A 15,039-nucleotide genomic window follows, 5' to 3' on the forward strand; every position below is an offset into this window, starting at 1 on the left:
TATGGATTTTGATTTAAAAAAGAGTTGAAAAAAGAATGGCTTTCGGCATTAAAGCCGTTTTTGCTGGGTGCAAAAAAAGATGAATATATCCCTTCCATTTCGGGGTACAAAGATAGAGTTTTAGATTGGAAATGTAAAGAGAAAAGTGAAATAAGGTGAAAGGTTTAAGGTGTAGGGCGTAAGGTTGCTCAAGCTTAAACCTTATGCCTCAAACCTTATACCTTTTTAAAGAAAAAACAATACTTTTGGCAACACAAAACAAATCCCATGTCGGTACATAAAGAAATCAAACGCATCACCACGCACACTTTACAGGAAATGAAGCAACGCGGTGAAAAAATATCTATGTTAACGGCCTACGATTATTCGATGGCTACCATTTTAGATGATGCAGGATTAGACGTTCTACTTGTTGGCGATTCGGCTTCTAATGTAATGGCTGGTCATGAAACAACTTTGCCTATTACGCTAGATCAGATGATTTACCATGCCGCCTCGGTAATCAGGGCAGTTAAACGCGCTTTCGTTGTTGTCGATTTACCTTTTGGCTCTTATCAGGGAAATTCAAAGGAAGCTTTGAACTCAGCGATAAGAATTATGAAAGAATCGGGTGCCCACGGTGTTAAATTGGAAGGCGGTGAAGAAATTATCGAATCGGTTCAACGTATTATCACAGCAGGAATACCTGTTATGGGGCATTTGGGTTTAACACCTCAATCTATTTATAAATTCGGAACATATACAGTCCGCGCTAAGGAAGAAGAAGAAGCAAATAAGTTAAAAACAGATGTTTTAGCTTTACAGGCTGCGGGCTGCTTTGCTATCGTATTAGAAAAAATTCCTGCTGCTTTAGGTAAAGAAGTTACAGAAAGTTTGAATATCCCAACTATCGGTATTGGTGCCGGGCAAAACTGCGATGGCCAGGTTTTGGTTGTAAATGATATGATTGGCTTAACAAAAGGGTTTAAACCACGTTTTTTACGTCAGTATATTAATTTATACGATGAAATTTTGGGCGCAGCACAATCGTATATTCGTGATGTAAAAGCAAACGATTTCCCGAACGAGAAAGAACAGTATTAACCCCAAACCCCTAAAGGGGCTTTATTACATGAGGTTAATATTTAAAAAATAAATCAATATATAATTAATTTAAGTTCCCCTTTAGGGGCGGAGGGGTTAAATGCCAATTACCGATAACGACATCCTTTTTGAAGACAATCATTTAATCGCCATTAATAAAAGGGCAGGTGATATTGTGCAGGTTGATGAAACCGGCGACGAGCCTTTGGATGAACAGGTAAAAAAGTATATCGCTAAAAAGTACAATAAACCCAATGGTGCTTTTTTGGGGGTGGTACACCGTTTAGATCGGCCGGTGAGCGGCGTAATCTTATTTGCTAAAACGAGTAAGGCTTTGGAACGGATGAATGCCGCTTTTAAAAATAGGGAAGTAAAGAAAACCTATTGGGCAGTAGTGAAGAACAAGCCAGAGAAAGAGTCGGCTACTTTGATCCATTGGCTGGTTAAAAACCCGCAGAAAAATGTGGTTTCCTATTACAATACAGAAGTTACTGGTAGTCAGCGTGCGGAGCTTTCTTACAAAGTAAAGGCGAAGGTTGGCGATTATTACCTCTTAGAGGTAGATCCCTTAACCGGACGTTCGCACCAAATCAGGGTTCAGCTCTCATCAATGGGATGCCCGATTATGGGTGATAATAAATATGGCTATCCCCGCGGAAGCAGAAAAGGGAGCATTTGCCTACATGCCCGCCGTTTACAGTTTATACACCCGGTTAAAAAAGAACCCGTAAATATATTTGCAAAGCTGCCTGTTGATGGTTTTTGGGAACGCTTCGAAGACTTATAGCACAACAATATTTAATATAATTAAGATATCCAGTCACAATATTTAATATTTGATCGGATTTTTTATGATTTGGCATCATATTTCCTCTGTTCATGATTAAAAACCAAATTAATCATGAAAAACACCATCTTATCTATCGCTGCAGCAGGCTTACTGGCTTCTACATTGGTTTCGTGTGATAGCACTAAAAAAACGGAAACAACCAAAGACTCTAGTGAAATTTCCGCTAATGGAGACACCATTACCAAAATAACGACAAAAACAACTGAAACAGTTAAAACCGATGTTCCAATTTTCTCAAATGAAGAGGTAAACAAAGGGCTTGCTGAATATGCTAAACTTAAAGACGAATATGTTGCAGCTGTGAAAAGTAAAAATGCTGCAGAAATTAAAGCGTTAAGCGATAAATATACGGCTTGGGCAAATCAGGCAACAGGCTGGGCAAGCAAGCTAAAGCCAGATGAAATACAGAAGTATTCTGATTATGTGCTTAAGTTAAGCGAAGAATGGACGAAAGCAGCGAAGGAAGCAGTAACTAAGTAAAGCTCAAATTATAGAAAATCGTCATTCTCGCGTATGCGGGAATCTTAAAGCACTTTTGTTAGGCATTAAGATTCCCAATCAAGTTGGGAATGACGGTTCTTCGGAATTTATTTACAATCAATTTTGTCAAAAGTCATCGATCCACCAAACTTTAGTTTGCTTAGGTCTTTGAACTTGGTTTCTCCTTTTACTTCCTGTACATCGCCAAATCCCTCTGCTAGCTGATCACCCTTTTTCAAAAAAACCACTTCCCTAATTGATGTTTTGCCTTCAGACTGAAAAGTATAATTAGCAATTATGGTATCGCCTTTAACAATTCCGGCTAAAGTGCCTGCATTTTTATCTTTTTCGTATAAATTATAACCTAGTGTACCTGTTACCTTATTATCCGCTGTTTTTAACGACAGGGTGGCAGTATCCCGGTTTTTAATATACTGGAAGCACCGAATAGAATCAGGGCTTGCCGTTGCATTGGTTACTATGGTGGAATCTATTTTAGCCTGTGTTTTTTTGCCGTGCCGCCCTGGCAAGATGCCATCAATAAAGTGGCTGCTCCTAGTATTGGGAAGATGTTTTTCATTAGGATATATTCTTTTCTTATCGGATTGATTTTTTATTATTAAGCAAAGCCCCTGCCAAAAAGATTCTTAAACCTGTGCCGATCTTACATTGGAATTATTTTATCCTAAATATATGAGCTATGTTATAAGCTTAACTGGGAAGTTATTTTAAAAAAAACAACGAAATGCTGGTTCCTTTGTGTTCTTCAGATTTAATATCGACCTCTATTTTATGGAATCGGGCAATACTTTGTACAATGGCCAGCCCCAGACCAAAGCCGTTTTCTTCGGTATTTCCCCTTTTAAACCGATCGAAAGCATTTTCTACCAGTGCTGCGCTCATACCAGATCCGGTATCGCTGATGGTGAGGATATATTTTTCGGCCTCGGTTTTATCTGTTATGGCAATGGTACCTCCCTCAATATTGTACTTTATCGCATTATTAATGATATTGATTAAAAGGGTATGTATCAGTGCTTTATTTCCGGTAAAATGAAAATTCTTTGAAAGGTGGGCATTATAACTGATATTTTTATCTGCTATTCGATCTTCCAGATCTTCATATATATCATCGATTTCCTGTTTGAGGCTAATTTCTTCGGTTTTCAGATACTGATTGTTTTCTACCTTCGAAATGAGCAACAGGCTGTTGATAATTACCTTTAAGCGGTTTAAGGTTTTTAAAGAGGCGTAGATTTTGTTTTCATGCTCTACCGGAATATCTGGCGTGTTGAGCATATTTTCGAAGCGCGTACTTAAAATTGAAATGGGGGTAAGCAGCTCATGCGAAACGTTAGCTATAAACTGCTTTTCTAAAGCGAAAAGTGTATTTATTTTACGCATTAAAGAGTTTATGCTATTATCAAGGATTTTAAAATCGTTGGTAGTAGTTGGTATATTTTGGTAATTGTAATGTGACGGATCATCAACCAGATTGATCTTTTTGTCGATAATGAGATAAAAAGGCCTTAATAAAAAGTTTGAGAAGGTAAAATCTGCTACCAAAGTAATAAGTAAGGCGGCAACCAACACAATCAGCATGTAAAAGCGGATCGAATTTTTAATCGATTGGAGCGCTGTCATCGTTTCTCCAATCTCCAGATTATACCAGTTTGTATGATAAGAAAATTTATAATTGAGGATTCTATATACCTCAATATCTCCTTCAATTTCCCTCTTTTCTGTAAATACTTTTGCTGTAGAGTCTTTCTGATTATCGGGGATATCTGTTAAAACGATAAATTCTTCCTTTAAAATATTGTAATCAGTAAAAGATTGTTCCTTATTTAAAAGACTGTCGATCTCATTATCGTTTAAGTTTTTAATGATTTTGTTTTTCTTTTTGATTAAACGGTTGTCAAATTGGTTGTAGGCAAGTTTATCCAACGAAAATAAAATGATAGCCCCCAACACCAAGATGATGGCGATTTTGGTTACTGCATTGTATAAGGAAAACTTAACCTGTAACTTCATTTTATTTAATGGTTCATTGGTTCAATTGCCATTGGTTCATTGGTAGATCGACGCTTAACTTCTGACTTCCGATTTCCCGACTCTCTAGCAATTAATCCGATAGCCAATACTCCTTACGGTTTCAAACCAATCTGTTGCACTAACTGCTGCAAGTTTTTTTCGCAGGTTTTTAACATGAACATCAACAAAGTTGGAATCAGAATTGACTTCTAAAATATCACCCCAAACGTGTTCAGTTAAACTCATTCTCGATACCACGCGGTTTTTGTTCAACACCAAATAGTTAAATATTTCGAATTCCTTTTTGGTAAGGTTTAGTCTTTCATCACCAAATGAAACAGTCCTGTTCTGAATATTGAGCAAAAAATTATGAATGTTTACCTCATTTTTCTCTAACTTGTGTTTTCTACGTGTAATGGCATGCATACGTGCTAAAAGTTCATTTAGCGAAAATGGTTTGGGTAAATAATCGTCTGCGCCTTCATCAAGTCCCTTAATCCGGTCATCTACAGCACTACGGGCGGTTAAGATAATTACAGCATCATCACGATCTTTCATGGCTTTTAACTGTTTTAAAATTTCAAAACCATCACCATCTGGCAAACCTAAATCGAGTAAAATGAAATCATAATTGTTTACAAATATTTTTTCTTCCGCAGAAGATTTTTTCCAGGCATGCTCTACAATAAATCCTTCTTTGCTCAAGAATTCATCCATTTCAAGCGCCAGGCTTTTTTCATCTTCAACTATGAGTACGTTCATTTTAATTTAGTTAATGTTCTTTAGTCTTTCAGCTTTATGCTTTAGTCTCTAAAACTAAGTTAATATTTTTTAAGATGATCGCACAAGCTTCTTCAATTTCTTCTTTGGTAATAATTAAAGGAGGGGCAATGCGCATAGAATTGCTGCAATGTAAAAACCAGTCTGATAACACCCCGTCTAAAATGCAGGCATCAATGATTTTTTTGTTGATCTCGAAATTTTCAAATTCAACCGCCAACATTAAACCTTTCCCCCTTATTTCTTTAATGGCAGGATGTTGAAGGAGCTGTTTAAACAATTGGCCTTTTTCTTCTACTTCGTCAACAATATGATCATCAACCAAGGTACGTAAGGTAGCCAATCCAGCAGCACAACAAACCGGATGACCGCCAAAAGTAGTCATGTGGCCCAAAATTGGCGTATGCGATAATATCGACATAATCTCCAGTGAACTGATAAAAGCCCCAATTGGCATTCCACCACCGATTCCCTTCGCCAGGAGCAGCACATCGGGCACAACATTATAATGCTCAAAAGCAAACATTTTACCGCTGCGACCGAAGCCAGATTGTATTTCGTCGAAGATTAATAAAGTTCCGGTTTCTGTGCATTTTGCTCGTAAAGCTTGCATATAGTTTAAATCGGCCACCCGGATTCCGGCTTCACCCTGAATGGGTTCGATAAAAACAGCAGCAATTTCTGAGGTGATTTTTTCGAGACCAGCAATGTTATTATGCTTGATAAAACTTACATGTGGCAAGAATGGGCCGTAGCCGGAGGAATAGAAATCGCTTTCCATTAAACTTTCGGCACCCTGCGTACTCCCGTGGTAAGCATTTTTGCAAGCGATAAATCCTTTACGTCCAGTATAACGTTTAGCTAGTTTCATTGCGCCTTCTACAGCCTCGGTTCCTGAGTTTAAAAAGTAGGTGCAGCTTAAGCTTTCAGGTAAAATATCGGCAAGGGCCTTGGCAAAATTTACCTGAGGCGTTTGTACATATTCGCCATAAACCATTAGGTGCATGTAGGTTTCTGCTTGCTCTTGAATAGCTTTCACTACCGCGGGATGGCAATGGCCAACATTACTTACACCGATACCGGCAATTAGATCGAGGTGTTTTTTGTTTTGGGCATCGTAAATGTAAATTCCTTTTGCCCTTACAAATTCGAGCATAAGCGGCTCTGGAGAGGTTTGTGCATTGTGTTGTAAAAACAACTGACGTTGGGTAAGCATGGCACAAAAGTACGGATTTAAGAAAGATTCTACTTCTTCTTTGACATCTTGTGATAAAAATCCAGATATTTTCTGCCAATAGAAATCCTGATGTTATTATTTAAAATCACATATGATCTTTCTAATGTTTTAATTTGACTTTCAGCCACAATAAATGATCTGTGGATTTGTGAGAAATCTGCATTTGTCGTTAGTAGTGCCAATGCTTCAGAAAAGCTTGACCTCGAAAGAATTGCTTTGTCCTCTAGGTATATTTTGGTTAATCTCTCTTGGGCCTCTACCGCATAAATTTTGTCTAATTTGATTTTAATAAACCTATTTCTTTGCTCATCGCTTTTTAAAAGAATAAAATCATTAACCTTTTCTGCTTGAATATTTGAAGAATTTGAAAATAACCGCTTAATGATTTGATCAAATTTTGCCTGTGAAAATGGTTTTAATAGAAAAGCATCTGCTTCCAGCTCATAGGAGTGAATGGCATAATTGGCATGGGCTGTAGTAAATACCAGCTTGTTGGTTTTGTGCTTGATTAATTTTGCGAGTTCAATGCCGTTCATTGTTGGTATTTCAATATCAAGAAAGATCACATCAACACGTTTTTTAAGGTTTTCGATTTCTTTGAGCGCAGTTGGAGCGCTACTGTACGACTTGAGTAATTTAAGTTCGGGCTGTAAAGCAATATAATCAGTTATAATATCCAGGGCAGAAAATTCATCATCAATGGCAAGGCAGGTATACATATTTCAGGAGTAATTGAGAGGTTAATTATTTTTAATTTAGAAATGATCGAGACTAAAGTAATAGTTATGTTACAGTTTTCCAAATCTATAAAATTAGGAAAAGATCAAAATGGTCGTTCATGTTGCTTAGTTGGCTGTTCATGTTGGTTAGATGGCAATTGATGCAGAAAATTTTATTTTAGATTTTTATCAATGAGGTTTGAGGTAATTAATCAAATAAATTAACCTTAAACTTTAAGAAAATGAAAAAACTATTATTTATTGGAATGATGTGCTTAACTAGTACTGTTACTTTTGGAGAAGGATTATTAACTTATTCAAAGACGTGTACTGTTCATTATTCAAGAGTTGTACTTAACGAAAATGGAGATCAAATAGGTTTTATAAGTTTTGATACTTCAGCTGCGAGTTGTTCGGAGGCAACGGCAAACGCACGTGCTGCTGCTGATTTATTACAGCTTGCACTTTAACTATTTGTATATTAATAAAGCCAAGTAAATTGGCTTTATTAATATACAAAATCTATAAAAATGTATACGCATTAATACGATTCTTATTTTGTAGATGTTTAGATTTTAAACGTTTATGAGAATTATAAGTTTAATGGTATTGATGAAATTTCAATGTGTAAGTCAAAATAAATTAATATGCCATCAAGATTAAAATTAATTATTAGTTTTTTACTAATAATTTTTAGCTTAACAGTAAAGTCTCAAATTCACGCGATTATTCAATATAAATTAATTACTACAAATAAAAATTTAAGGGATCATAATCAAAATTATATTTTGTATGTAAATGGTTTAAAATCAATACAAGTTTCTGGAAATAGCTTACTTCCTATCTCAAATGAAGATGAAAATAATCTAATGGATATAAAGATAATAAAAAGTGGAAAACCAATATTTATTTTAAAAGATTTTAAAAGCAACAAATTATCTTTATCTGATCATATTTCAACGAAACAATATTTAATTAATGATACCCTGAATTTGTTTAAATGGAAGATAACAAATGATTATAAGGTAATTCAAAAATTTAAATGTAGAAAGGCAGTCACAAATTTTCGTGGCAGAAATTATATAGCATGGTTTACCGAAGAATTGCCAATACAGAATGGACCATGGAAGTTTTGTGGACTGCCGGGACTGATAATTAATGTTGGTGATGATAAATCTTTTTTTAATTATGAGTTAACAGGCATTGACTTAAAATCAAAATTTGATGAAAAAATCATCTCTTTGCCAAAGGAATACTTAAATAACATAGCAATGGAGCATAAAAATTTTATAGCATTAATAAATAAAAAACAGGCGGATTATGAAAAGCTTTCAAGAACATACAACAATAGTGCTAAAGGAGTTTCGAACGTAACTATAAGCATTCCCGAAAAACAAGAAAAATTTTAATGGCCAGATGGTTTATTGCTTTAGCAATCTTCTTTTTTCATAATGTAGTATTCTGTCAAACCGTAAAATTAATCGGAAAGGTTGTAACAAAATATGAAAAATTACCCTCCGCTTCGATTCAACTTAAAACTTTTGGAAATGAAGATATTTTAATTTATGGTTTTTCTGACGAAGAAGGAAATTATAAACTTAGCGGTCCAATAGACCAATCCGATAAATTCGTTTTAATTGCGGCCTATATTGGTTATAAAAGAGATACAGTAATTGTAAGTCGGACTGATCTTTTAAAACAAGCTACTTTTCAGCATAATTTCAATTTAACAGAAGATAAAAGACAGCTTGATGAAATTTACATCAAAGCGCCTAATGCCATTCAGGTAAATAACGATACCACAACCTATAATGTTCAGCGTTTTACAAGTCCTGAGGATAGAAATCTGGAAAGTGTTTTAAGGAAAATGCCTGGAATGGAGGTAAACAAAGACGGAACGATTTTTTTTAAAGGTAAAAAAATTAGCAAAGTATTATTAGAGGGTGATGATTTAACAGGAGAGGGTTATAAAGCCATTACCAAAAACCTAAAGCCCGAGTTTGTTGAAGAAGTACAGGCTATAGAACATTATGTTGAAGATAATCTGCTTAAGGGTATTATTAACAGCGATGATATTGTTTTAAACCTCAAAGTAAAGAATAAGCAAGCTAAAAAGATAATAGGGAGTATCGACGGTGGTTTAGGTACAAACGATAGGAGGGTATTGTCTACAAACCTCATCTCTTTCATTAATAAAACCAAGGCCTTTGCTTTTGCTAACCATAATAATTTAAGTACAGAATCAAATGGGAATATCTTGGATCTGGTAGATGAGAATCGAGCTTTTACAGGAAATAATCAAATTATCCGTCATGAAGTTGGCACTTATAATCCTTTTGATGCGACTTCATATACCCTTAACAATATCATTCAAGGCAGTATAAATGCCATTACAAGGGTAACAGACAAGTTTAAGATCAGCTACGCACTATTGTATTCTTGGAGTAAACTGTACGGACAAACATCTATGCAGAATATTTATTTTCCACCAAATTCGATATATACTGAAGATAATGATGTTAGAACCAGTTTGAGCAAAACTTTTAAAGCTGATTTCAGCGCAGATTACCTGGTAAAAAGTAATGCCCGTTTCTGGGCTAAGTTTACATACAAACAAGTACCTGAGCGATTTAATAGTTCCGCTTTTTCTATATACGATAATATAGTTGGTGATAGTGTTTCGCAAAATCAGGCTGATTTAAACCGAAATTTTAACGCACAGTTGAAGTATACTGTCAAGGCAAATCAAAGAACCGCTTATTTGCTTTCGGCTAAAGTTTTAGCCGATGATGTAAACCAAAACTACCGAACAAGCTCAAAGCTTTATCAAAATATTCCCATATTTAATGGAAGCCAAAATTTATACCAGATAGTAAATAACAATAATTTTAAATTGAAATTCGATTTTGAGGGTTTAAAGAGATACAATACAAGTTTTCTGTATTTAAATGTGGGTAATGAAATTAACCATTTTAAAATAAGATCAAATTTGTTTGGGGAATTCCAGAATAATCAAATATCAATTGGTGATGCTTTTATCAATGATAATCTCTTTAAACTAAATCAAAGTTACATTACTGGGAAATATGTTTACGATAATCAACCTGTTAAGGTACTATTACAGTTAAAATCTACGGTTCAAGTGTTAAAAAATATGGGTAAGGATAGTACTTATTTGATTTTGGAACCAAGTTTATCTTTTTCTTATAAGTTGACCGATATACAGGGTATTTCTTTAAGTTATAACTATAAAAATTCGAATCCCCAGCCTATTGAATATTATGAAAATTATATCCTTACCAATCTGCGTAGTTTAAATAGTGGATTGAATAATTTTTATAATTATAATACTCATAATCTCGGGGTGAATTATAATTTAAATGATTTCGCTAACAGTTATTTTAACCTCAATTTGGGCATAAATGGAAGTTATAGTCAATACGGATTTCTTTACACTAATTTTTTCTTAAATACTTTAAACTACGCTAAGAAAGAACCGTTTAAAGGCGTTAAAACAATAACTGCCAATTTTAACGCAAAGAAATTTTTTCCTGCCTTGTCCATGTCGTTTACGGCAAATTATGTTCCCTCTTTCTTAACTTATTATGGTAAAGCAATCACTGTGATAAATGAATATCATGCTTTTAACCAATCGGCCTCATTAAAAATAAATACCGGGTTTAATCTGCCAATAAATTTTGGATTAGGAACCGAACTGCAAATTAATTCGACCAGAAGTGAAGGAGAACAAATTGCTAAAAATAAAGCCTATAAATACACATTCGAATATAGGTATAAGATCAGTGATAAAATTTTCAATATCTCTTCTTACAACAGGTATAATGTGAATAATCAAAACTTTAACCTGATTGATACGGAACTGCAGTTTAATCCTATTAAAGGGAATTTCAAGTATAGTATTCAGGGCAAAAACCTTGCAAACCTTAAAGCTTTTACCAATTTAAATATTAATGAAGTATATTCTTCTAATTACTCATCTTCTATATTAGGCAGATATATAATGTTTAACGTATCGATGTCAATCAAATAATTAATTAAACAAAAAAGACCTACATCGCTGTAAGTCTTTTTCTTTATTGCCTCTGACCGCCTTTAAATCTATTGAGTAACTCGCGTTTAAAACCTTCCTGCGCCCGGTAAAACTTTCCAACAATTTTTATCGGCAATACCGATTTAAGTTTGTTGTAATATTTTTTATCGAGATTAAGATCTCTTTGCTTGAAGTCGAATTCGCTGGTAATTAAACTTTGAACCTGTGCATCGGTTAGGTTATCTATTTCAGTCGTTTTCCTGAATGAGATCATTTTCTGCATACGTTCTTTTCGCAAGGCATTTTGTTCAGCCTGCATATCGTTATAAATCGGCCAGAAAATTTTAGCCTCTTCTGGTGATAAATCCAGTTTTTGAGTGAAAAATGCTATTTTAAGTGATTCTATTTCTTCTCCCTTTGGTCTTTGTGCCAACAGGGTTGTGGGTAATAAAAACATTAAAGCAACAAAAAGTAAATTTTTCATTTTCATCTGTTTATTCTTGTTTTCAAAGGTGATGAAGCTATCATGATTTCGATATAGTTTTTGTTATTGTTAATCATGATGGTTCCATTAATTATTTAGTTCCTGAGATAAATCACTTGACGAGAAATTACTCAAGATGTAGTTTTCCATTTCTGTATCTGAAGCAGAAGTAGTTTTTATATGAGATGATGTAGTGTTTTGCGCTTCTAAATGATCGATGATCGTACTTTCATCAATGTCATATAATAGCTGCTCGTTTATTGCTTCTGCAGATTGTAGCTGCTGAATCGCAGTAGTTGAGCCGTTCTGGTAAAAATAAACACCAAACGAAGCCATTAATAAGAAACAGGCCGCGCTTGCGTATTTAACAATGTTGCGCCTCCATAAAGGAATAACTTTAGCCTCCCTTTTAGGCTCCGATGCTACAATCCTGTCAGTAATTCTACGTTGCAGCGTATCGAAATAATTTTCAGGTACTGCAAAGGACTGTTCTGCCTTAGGCATTTCAGACAGGGCAATTCGGGTTTGTATGCGTTCCGTTAGATCTTCAAAATAATTCTGCGGAACTTCAAAATTATTGTTACTGGTTTTCTGTTTCAACCCATCTAAAAAGACAGCAGAAAAAATGTCCTCATCACAATTTTCGAAATATCCATCAGGAACGGAGAAAGGATTGCGTTTCCCCATTGCCGCAAGTGCAGGGGCTTCGTTCATCCAGTCGTTATTTTCTATATTTTCGTTCATCACAGATATATGATACAATTAAAGTGAAAAGGTTTAATAGTCTACTTCATCATTTGTAATAAAAGCTTCAATTTTTTTTGCAGCGATGTGAAATGATGCTTTTAAAGCCCCTACGGAGGTACCTAAAACTTCCGAAATCTCTTCATATTTCATATCGTCGAAATATTTCATGTTGAAGATAATCCGTTGTTTTTCAGGCAGGGTAAGGATTGCTTTTTGCAGTTTAAGCTCAAGTTTATCGCCGTTAAAATAAGATGAGGCAACTAAGTTATCGGCAAGCTCGGATGATACTTCATCTAAAGGTGTATTGTTCCGCTGTTTTTGCTTGTTTAAGAAAGTGATGGATTCGTTGGTGGCAATACGGTAAATCCAGGTATAAAGCTGAGAATCGCTTCTAAATTTATCAAGGTTTTTCCAGACTTTAACAAATACTTCTTGTAAAAGATCGTCGCAATCATCGTGGTTTAAAACCAGCCTGCGAATGTGCCAGTATATTTTTTGCTGATATTTTTTCAGCAACAGGTTAAAGGCTTCATTACGCGTACGCTCAACAGCGAACATGGCAAGAATTTCTGAATCTTCAACTTGTTTCATTTATGATAATTATAAAACCACAAAGACACTAAGTCCACAAAGGTTTGGTTATGCTTGGTGTTTTTGGTGTCTTTGTGGTTAAATTTTAAATTTTATTTTTTTCTGCCAATTACTTTTTGAACAGCTTCAACAATGTTTACAGCATCTAAGCCATATTTAGACATTAATTGATCTGGTGTTCCGCTTTCGCCAAAAGTATCGTTAGTGGCTACAAACTCTTGTGGTGTTGGCAATTCTGTAGTTAACAAACGCGCTACACTTTCGCCTAAGCCACCAAATTTATTATGCTCTTCGCAGGTAACCACACAACCAGTTTTTTTAACTGATTTTAAGATGGCTTCGTCATCTAAAGGTTTAATGGTGTGGATATTGATAATTTCAGCATCGATACCCAATTCAGCTAATTTCTCACCAGCTTCGATTGCTTTCCAAACCATATGGCCTGTAGCGATAATGGTAACATCTGTCCCTTCGTTAACCATCCATGCTTTACCGATCTCAAATTTTTGATCCGGATCTGTAAATACAGGAATTACCGGACGGCCAAAACGTAAATAAACCGGGCCTTCGTATTCTGCAATGGCCATAGTTGCTGCTTTAGTCTGGTTGTAATCGCAAGGATTGATGACTACCATTCCTGGCAACATTTTCATTAAACCTATATCTTCTAAAATTTGGTGGGTTGCACCATCTTCGCCTAAGGTTAAACCCGCGTGAGATGCACAGATTTTAACGTTTTTATTAGAATAAGCTACTGATTGGCGGATCTGGTCGTAAACGCGGCCTGTAGAAAAGTTGGCAAAAGTACCTGTAAAAGGAATTTTACCACCAATAGTCATGCCTGCTGCAATACCGATCATGTTTGCTTCTGCAATACCAACCTGTGTAAAACGCTCAGGAAAATCTTTAATAAAAGCATCCATTTTAAGTGATCCAACTAAATCGGCACATAAGGCAACTACATTTTCGTTTTTCTTTCCAGCCTCATGTAAACCAGCTCCAAAACCCGAACGTGTATCTTTTTTTTCTGTATATGTATATTTTTTCATACCCCAAACCCCTAAAGGGGCTTTATTTGTAGTTAAAATTAAAAGTTATTTACTCCCCCTTCAGGGGGCAGGGGGTTAGTAATCCCCTAAAGTTTCTGGTAATTGCGCTAACGCTGCTGCCAACTGCTCATCATTAGGCGCAGTACCATGCCATTTATGTGTGCCCATCATATAATCTACACCAGCACCCATTTGAGTACTCATTAAATTTAGAATTGGTTTACCTTTTCCGGTTAGAGTTTTAGCATAATGTAAGCCTTCAACGATTGCTTGCATATCGTTACCATCGGTATTGATTACGTGCCAGCCAAAAGCTTCGAATTTAGCTTGTAAATCATCCAAGGCAAGTACTTTGTTTGTTGGCCCGTCAATTTGCTGTCCGTTATAATCAACAGATGCAATTAAATGATCTACTTTATTAAAAGGGGCGAACATTGCTGCTTCCCAGTTTTGTCCTTCCTGTAATTCTCCATCACCTAATAAGGCAAAAATGATAGATTTATCTCCGTTTAACCTTTTAGCCAACGCTGCACCAATAGCAACTGATAAGCCCTGACCTAACGAGCCCGAAGCAATACGGATACCCGGTAAATGTTCGTGGGTGGTTGGGTGACCTTGTAATCTAGAATCTAGTTTACGGAAAGTTGCCAGTTCACTTTTATCGAAATAACCAGCATGAGCTAATGTACTGTACCATACCGGAGAAATGTGTCCGTTCGAAAGGAAGAAAAGATCTTCGCCAGCGCCTTCCATTGTGAAATCTGTTTTGTGGTTCAAAACTTCAAAATATAAAGCAGTAAAAAAATCTGTACATCCAAGCGAAGCGCCTGGGTGGCCAGATTGACATCCGTGAACCATTCTTACGATATCTCTTCTAATTTGAGAGGCAATATCTTCTAGATCTTTAATTGTATGTTTCATTAAATAAGAGGTT

General features: G+C 35.5%; 16 protein-coding genes. 6 read left to right on the forward strand and 10 right to left on the reverse strand.

Going from position 1 to position 15,039, the window contains the following annotated elements; genetic code table 11:
* The first annotated feature begins 267 nt into the window (after positions 1 to 267).
* From panB to AW17_RS00230, 3 genes are all read left to right on the forward strand, one after another.
* Positions 268 to 1,083: a 3-methyl-2-oxobutanoate hydroxymethyltransferase gene (panB, locus tag AW17_RS00220; protein ID WP_029274053.1), complete on the forward strand. Its 816-nt coding sequence runs from the start codon at positions 268 to 270 to the stop codon at positions 1,081 to 1,083.
* Positions 1,084 to 1,183: 100 nt separating this feature from the next.
* A complete protein-coding gene (locus tag AW17_RS00225) occupies positions 1,184 to 1,870 on the forward strand; it encodes an RluA family pseudouridine synthase (protein ID WP_029274054.1) in 687 nt (228 codons plus the stop codon).
* Positions 1,871 to 1,984: 114 nt separating this feature from the next.
* Complete coding sequence (locus tag AW17_RS00230; protein WP_029274055.1) at positions 1,985 to 2,413, forward strand: hypothetical protein; 429 nt, start codon at positions 1,985 to 1,987, stop codon at positions 2,411 to 2,413.
* A 107-nt stretch (positions 2,414 to 2,520) separates the two neighbouring features.
* On the opposite strand, the gene AW17_RS00235 is transcribed toward AW17_RS00230, so the two are convergent.
* The 5 genes from AW17_RS00235 to AW17_RS00255 all read right to left on the reverse strand — a co-directional run bounded on the left by AW17_RS00235 (position 2,521) and on the right by AW17_RS00255 (position 7,183).
* On the reverse strand, positions 2,521 to 2,943 hold the full coding sequence (locus AW17_RS00235) for a hypothetical protein (RefSeq protein ID WP_051691551.1): 423 nt from the start codon (positions 2,941 to 2,943) through the stop codon (positions 2,521 to 2,523).
* Between the two features lie 193 nt (positions 2,944 to 3,136).
* The gene (locus tag AW17_RS00240) at positions 3,137 to 4,447 is read right to left on the reverse strand and encodes a sensor histidine kinase (protein WP_029274058.1); all 1,311 of its coding nucleotides are present in this window, start codon (positions 4,445 to 4,447) and stop codon (positions 3,137 to 3,139) included.
* 84 nt (positions 4,448 to 4,531) lie between these two features.
* Positions 4,532 to 5,209 (reverse strand): response regulator transcription factor, encoded by a 678-nt coding sequence (locus AW17_RS00245; protein WP_029274059.1) that lies wholly within the window; start codon positions 5,207 to 5,209, stop codon positions 4,532 to 4,534.
* 34 nt (positions 5,210 to 5,243) lie between these two features.
* Positions 5,244 to 6,443, reverse strand: coding sequence for an aspartate aminotransferase family protein (locus AW17_RS00250; RefSeq protein WP_029274060.1), 1,200 nt, complete (start codon positions 6,441 to 6,443; stop codon positions 5,244 to 5,246).
* A 29-nt stretch (positions 6,444 to 6,472) separates the two neighbouring features.
* Entirely contained in the window at positions 6,473 to 7,183 is a 711-nt protein-coding gene (locus tag AW17_RS00255; protein WP_051691552.1) for a LytR/AlgR family response regulator transcription factor, read from the reverse strand.
* A 242-nt stretch (positions 7,184 to 7,425) separates the two neighbouring features.
* On the opposite strand from AW17_RS00255, the gene AW17_RS00260 reads away from it, so the two are divergent.
* The 3 genes from AW17_RS00260 (at position 7,426) to AW17_RS00270 (ending at position 11,234) form a co-directional block, all read left to right on the forward strand.
* Positions 7,426 to 7,653 carry a hypothetical protein gene (locus tag AW17_RS00260; RefSeq protein ID WP_029274062.1) on the forward strand — a complete coding sequence of 76 codons (228 nt, stop codon included), beginning with the start codon at positions 7,426 to 7,428 and terminating at the stop codon, positions 7,651 to 7,653.
* Between the two features lie 177 nt (positions 7,654 to 7,830).
* A complete protein-coding gene (locus tag AW17_RS00265; RefSeq protein WP_029274063.1) occupies positions 7,831 to 8,592 on the forward strand; it encodes a GLPGLI family protein in 762 nt (253 codons plus the stop codon).
* Positions 8,592 to 11,234, forward strand: a complete 2,643-nt coding sequence (locus AW17_RS00270; RefSeq protein ID WP_029274064.1) for a TonB-dependent receptor — start codon at positions 8,592 to 8,594, stop codon at positions 11,232 to 11,234. The genes AW17_RS00265 and AW17_RS00270 overlap by 1 nt, the downstream gene beginning before the upstream one ends.
* 43 nt (positions 11,235 to 11,277) lie before the next feature.
* On the opposite strand, the gene AW17_RS00275 is transcribed toward AW17_RS00270, so the two are convergent.
* From AW17_RS00275 to AW17_RS00295, 5 genes are all read right to left on the reverse strand, one after another.
* Positions 11,278 to 11,718, reverse strand: coding sequence for a hypothetical protein (locus AW17_RS00275; protein WP_029274065.1), 441 nt, complete (start codon positions 11,716 to 11,718; stop codon positions 11,278 to 11,280).
* An 87-nt stretch (positions 11,719 to 11,805) separates the two neighbouring features.
* Complete coding sequence (locus AW17_RS00280) at positions 11,806 to 12,462, reverse strand: hypothetical protein (protein WP_029274066.1); 657 nt, start codon at positions 12,460 to 12,462, stop codon at positions 11,806 to 11,808.
* A gap of 33 nt (positions 12,463 to 12,495) precedes the next feature.
* Positions 12,496 to 13,056: an RNA polymerase sigma factor gene (locus tag AW17_RS00285; protein WP_029274067.1), complete on the reverse strand. Its 561-nt coding sequence runs from the start codon at positions 13,054 to 13,056 to the stop codon at positions 12,496 to 12,498.
* Positions 13,057 to 13,148: 92 nt separating this feature from the next.
* Positions 13,149 to 14,105 carry a transketolase family protein gene (locus AW17_RS00290; protein ID WP_029274068.1) on the reverse strand — a complete coding sequence of 319 codons (957 nt, stop codon included), beginning with the start codon at positions 14,103 to 14,105 and terminating at the stop codon, positions 13,149 to 13,151.
* Between the two features lie 75 nt (positions 14,106 to 14,180).
* Positions 14,181 to 15,026 carry a transketolase gene (locus AW17_RS00295; protein ID WP_029274069.1) on the reverse strand — a complete coding sequence of 282 codons (846 nt, stop codon included), beginning with the start codon at positions 15,024 to 15,026 and terminating at the stop codon, positions 14,181 to 14,183.
* Positions 15,027 to 15,039: the final 13 nt, after the last annotated feature.

The organism is Pedobacter borealis DSM 19626 (genome assembly GCF_000708285.2).
Classification (GTDB): domain Bacteria; phylum Bacteroidota; class Bacteroidia; order Sphingobacteriales; family Sphingobacteriaceae; genus Pedobacter; species Pedobacter borealis.

What these genes read in the sequence shown, in the direction of transcription:
- AW17_RS00290 (WP_029274068.1), bottom strand. Translation starts at nt 14,105, where the DNA reads ATGAAAAAATATACATATACAGAAAAAAAAGATACACGTTCGGGTTTT.
- AW17_RS00255 (WP_051691552.1), bottom strand. Translation starts at nt 7,183, where the DNA reads ATGTATACCTGCCTTGCCATTGATGATGAATTTTCTGCCCTGGATATT.
- panB (WP_029274053.1), top strand. Translation starts at nt 268, where the DNA reads ATGTCGGTACATAAAGAAATCAAACGCATCACCACGCACACTTTACAG.
- AW17_RS00225 (WP_029274054.1), top strand. Translation starts at nt 1,184, where the DNA reads ATGCCAATTACCGATAACGACATCCTTTTTGAAGACAATCATTTAATC.
- AW17_RS00265 (WP_029274063.1), top strand. Translation starts at nt 7,831, where the DNA reads ATGCCATCAAGATTAAAATTAATTATTAGTTTTTTACTAATAATTTTT.
- AW17_RS00245 (WP_029274059.1), bottom strand. Translation starts at nt 5,209, where the DNA reads ATGAACGTACTCATAGTTGAAGATGAAAAAAGCCTGGCGCTTGAAATG.
- AW17_RS00270 (WP_029274064.1), top strand. Translation starts at nt 8,592, where the DNA reads ATGGCCAGATGGTTTATTGCTTTAGCAATCTTCTTTTTTCATAATGTA.
- AW17_RS00240 (WP_029274058.1), bottom strand. Translation starts at nt 4,447, where the DNA reads ATGAAGTTACAGGTTAAGTTTTCCTTATACAATGCAGTAACCAAAATC.
- AW17_RS00295 (WP_029274069.1), bottom strand. Translation starts at nt 15,026, where the DNA reads ATGAAACATACAATTAAAGATCTAGAAGATATTGCCTCTCAAATTAGA.
- AW17_RS00230 (WP_029274055.1), top strand. Translation starts at nt 1,985, where the DNA reads ATGAAAAACACCATCTTATCTATCGCTGCAGCAGGCTTACTGGCTTCT.
- AW17_RS00280 (WP_029274066.1), bottom strand. Translation starts at nt 12,462, where the DNA reads ATGAACGAAAATATAGAAAATAACGACTGGATGAACGAAGCCCCTGCA.
- AW17_RS00285 (WP_029274067.1), bottom strand. Translation starts at nt 13,056, where the DNA reads ATGAAACAAGTTGAAGATTCAGAAATTCTTGCCATGTTCGCTGTTGAG.
- AW17_RS00275 (WP_029274065.1), bottom strand. Translation starts at nt 11,718, where the DNA reads ATGAAAAATTTACTTTTTGTTGCTTTAATGTTTTTATTACCCACAACC.
- AW17_RS00250 (WP_029274060.1), bottom strand. Translation starts at nt 6,443, where the DNA reads ATGCTTACCCAACGTCAGTTGTTTTTACAACACAATGCACAAACCTCT.
- AW17_RS00260 (WP_029274062.1), top strand. Translation starts at nt 7,426, where the DNA reads ATGAAAAAACTATTATTTATTGGAATGATGTGCTTAACTAGTACTGTT.